The sequence below is a fragment of the Bacillus sp. P4_D3 genome, assembly GCF_056401855.1.
In genome coordinates, this window is sequence record NZ_JBFUIN010000299.1 from 1 (window position 1) to 3,951 (window position 3,951).

The window sequence follows — 3,951 nt, forward strand, 5'->3', positions numbered from 1 at the left end:
CACCGGGAGAATATGAAACGGAAGGGATGTATATTAACATGACAGGAAACTGGAATATACATTCACTTTATCTGCCGCCTACAATAAATTTAAAATCTGTATCGAAACTATCAAGAGATTTTGTTAATCCATGAACATGTATATTCCAGTTTCCTGTCATGTTAATATACATCCCTTCCGTTTCATATTCTCCCGGTGTAAYTACCGAAACTTTAAATGAACCTTTGCCCATATTCATATCTAACGATTGAGTCGTCAATACAATTTGTTCCATATCAGTAACAGGCTGTCCGTTCTCATCCTTTAAAGTAATATGGAATGTATTTTGTCCTACCTTATTAGGACTTACATTTAGAGTAAGTTCATAGCCATTATCTAATTGCTTACTCTCTGTATATGGTCCAGTAGGGGGCATCGGCGGGGTTTGTACATTTGTCATAAAGGCTACGATTACAAAAACGATAATTCCAATGATAAACTCTACTTTCACCGTAGCTCCTAACCTTTGCTGCGCTCGCATTCTCCCTTTCACATAATGAATAATTCCCAATATCCCCATACACACGAATAAAAGTATCTTTGCTAATAAGGCCAATCCATACTTCGTATCAAATAGGGAATGGATCGTGGGAATAAAAAATGTACCGTTAAAAAGACCCGTTAATAAAATCACTATGACAGCACCTGTTGCCCACGGTGAAAAACGCTTAATCGCATCCCAATACATAGTCCACTTGTCATCCGCTTTACGTAAAAGAAGAACAATCGATGATAGCCCCCCAATCCATAACGAAGCTGCGAATAAATGTAGAAAGTCCATAACGACAGCAATTTCTTTAAACTTTAATCCATATGCATGACTATTGAAGGCTTTCATAACAAGTAACCCAATAAATAATACAATTGGAATGCTCCATACTTTAAACGACGAAAGCTTCTCACGCTTCACCGCAAAATATGTAACAATTATAAGCGTACTAATAAGAGCCATTTGAGTTATCCATACATAACCAAAAACAGATAGCTGTAATGTTTCTTTTAATAATAGTGGATCGAATGCTTCTAACCATGAAACATCAGCATTTATTTTCGCCTGCAATGGTAGATTGAATAGTAAACTAATAAATATCCCAAATAATGATATCCATATTATTCTCTTACTCCTTGATTGAACTGGGGTTGCATTCCCTTTATACATAATAAGATTAAAGAATAGAACTCCTAAAAATAGTGAGAAACTTGTATATAGAACCCCACGTTCCATGATCATATCGATTTGCGGAACATAGCCCATCTCTTCTACTTGTATATCATCTGTTCCCGCTTCTGCTAATCCAATCCGGAATGGAATAACTCCTTGAATCGGATGCCCGTCAGCTGAAATAGCTTTCCACTGAATAGAGTAAAGACCATTTTTGAGATTCTCTTTTAACCCAGCTTCTAATAATTTTTTGTTTTTCTTATCAATATGAGCATCTTTTAAATCTACTCTTTTACCGGAGGTATCTCTTACGAACAATGTATTAAAACTTGAAACTTGTATGTCCTCATCGAATTCAATTTTCACAATAGATGGTGCTTTCTTCAACGTTTCATTTTCAGTAGGGTTTGATTTCACAACATACGCATGAGCAGATGTGCTTTTTGGTATCAATATGATAAACACGCACGCTATTAATAGCCATGCCCCTAACCTTCGCATTACTTTCACAATCATTTCACTTCTTTCTTTTTCGTCACTACACTTTCATTACTTTTACTTCCCAAGTTTTATTTCTTGATAAACTATTAATCTGATTAAGTATAAGGATCTATTTAGTATCACTCTCTATTTATTCCTCACCTCTATACTTCCAATATAATAGTAGCTACCTTCATAGATATTACTAATATTTTTAAAGTTGATTATCATTATAGCATAAAATATATTTATGTAAGTTTCTAAAGAAGAAAAGTTATCGTGAATCATTTGTGAAAAAAATGTGAAATAAACTCCCATATAAAGAGAAATACACAAATTAAAAAGGTGTTACGTTATTACGTAACACCTTTTCTGAAGGATAAACTTCCTTTACTTCTCTTCCGGATAATCACAATACTCAATGATTGTTCCCTCTGTATCCGCTGGGTTAAGATAAATTAATCGTCTACCATGTTTATTAATTCGAAGGGTATGCTCTAACGTTCGAATGCCTTGTTCCTTTAATTCTTCTAAAGCTACATCTAAATCATCTACACGATACGCAACATGATGGACACCTTTCCCTTTTTGCTTTATAAATCGTGCTATTGGAGAAGTTGTATTATTCGTTGGCGCAAGTAATTCGATTCTATCACCATCAACTTCAAGAATAGCTACTTCGCTTTCAACACCGGGTGCTTCACTTACGTATCGATCTATTAAAGTTCCTGATAAAACCTTTTTATAAAAATGTATCGTACTATCTATATCACGAACTGCGATGCCGATATGATCAATTGTTTTTTTCATTTCATTTCCCCTACTACTTTATTTTTTCTCATTATTAATAGTAACAAAAAAAGTTATAGAATCAAATTCTATAACTTTTTAAATTCAACCTATTTTCTTATTCGCACTAGCTGCTGGTTGAACTTGATTTTTCGCTTTTAAAATGCTAATGCCATATCCGATAAATCCACCGATAATCGCTGGGAAGATCCAGCCTAATCCTACTTCCTGCATCGGAAGGAATTTAGTGAACACACGGCTTACTACTTCAATGTTAACTCCAGCTGCACTTAATCCATCAAATAAGCTGATGATAAACGTTACGATTAAACTCACTTGATAAACTTCAGCTCTTCCTTTGAATAATGAGTGGAAGAATGTTAAGAAAATCAACACGATTGCTAGTGGATAAATTGCTGTTAATACTGGAACAGAAACTGCGATTAATTGCGTTAATCCAACATTTGCAACAATAGCACTAAACACACATAACGTAATTGCAATTGCTTTGTAAGGAACATTTGGAAATAACTTATGGAAGAATGAAGAGCATGCTGATACAAGTCCCACACTTGTTGTTAAACAAGCAACTGTAATCATTAACCCTAATAATACTCCGCCATATGATCCGAAATAGTAGTTAGAAACTTTTGCTAATACTTCTCCGCCGTTTTCTAAATGTCCAAGCTTCGCAACGCTTGAAGCTCCCATATAAGAAAGAGCTGTATAAATAATTGCTAAAATAGATGCAGCGATCAGTGTTGCTTTTGCACAAACAACCATAATTTGTGTTTTCGTTTTCGCACCTTTTTCTTTAATTGCATTAATGATGATGATTCCGAATACGAATGATGCAAGCGTGTCCATCGTTAAGTATCCTTCTTGGAATCCTTTAAAGAATGCATGTGATGTATAAGCTTCCACTGGTGCTTGCATATCTCCAATCGGATGAATAAAAGCAACGATTACTAAAATACCGATGAATGTCAATTTAATTGGCGTTAATATTTTCCCAACAATATCGACAATTTTCGCAGGATTTAGCGAAAAAAAACAAGTGATGCTAAAGAATATAATTGTGAAAAGAATTAAAGGTGTAGAACCTAATCCCTCTGGCATAAAAGGCTTAAGACCAATTTCATAAGAAACATTTCCTGTTCTTGGTATTGCAAATAACGGACCGATTGCTAAGTATAAAACTGTTGTAAACACAATCCCAAACACTGGGTGAGCACGACTTGCTAATGACTGTAAATCATCTTTACCTGAAAAACCAAATGCTAATACACCTAGTAATGGTAAACCTACTCCTGTTACTAAAAATCCAGCGTTAGCAATCCATACATTCTCTCCTGCCGATTGACCTAGCATAGCTGGGAAAATTAAATTTCCTGCTCCAAAAAATAGTGCAAATAACATTAATCCAATAACTACTATGAACGAAAACGGTACTTTATTCGCCATAATATAACCCCCCATTC

The 3,951-nt window shown here is 34.8% G+C and carries 3 protein-coding genes; all 3 read right to left on the reverse strand.

All coding sequences use genetic code 11. The features are described 5' to 3' along the window. Positions 1 to 67: 67 nt before the first annotated feature. On the reverse strand, positions 68 to 1,702 hold the full coding sequence (locus tag AC1DTM_RS19755) for a copper resistance CopC/CopD family protein (RefSeq protein ID WP_477000700.1): 1,635 nt from the start codon (positions 1,700 to 1,702) through the stop codon (positions 68 to 70). A gap of 369 nt (positions 1,703 to 2,071) precedes the next feature. After that, on the reverse strand, positions 2,072 to 2,491 hold the full coding sequence (locus AC1DTM_RS19760; protein ID WP_002202379.1) for a VOC family protein: 420 nt from the start codon (positions 2,489 to 2,491) through the stop codon (positions 2,072 to 2,074). A gap of 84 nt (positions 2,492 to 2,575) precedes the next feature. After that, positions 2,576 to 3,934, reverse strand: a complete 1,359-nt coding sequence (brnQ, locus tag AC1DTM_RS19765) for a branched-chain amino acid transport system II carrier protein (protein ID WP_002158307.1) — start codon at positions 3,932 to 3,934, stop codon at positions 2,576 to 2,578. Between the last annotated feature and the right edge of the window lie 17 nt (positions 3,935 to 3,951).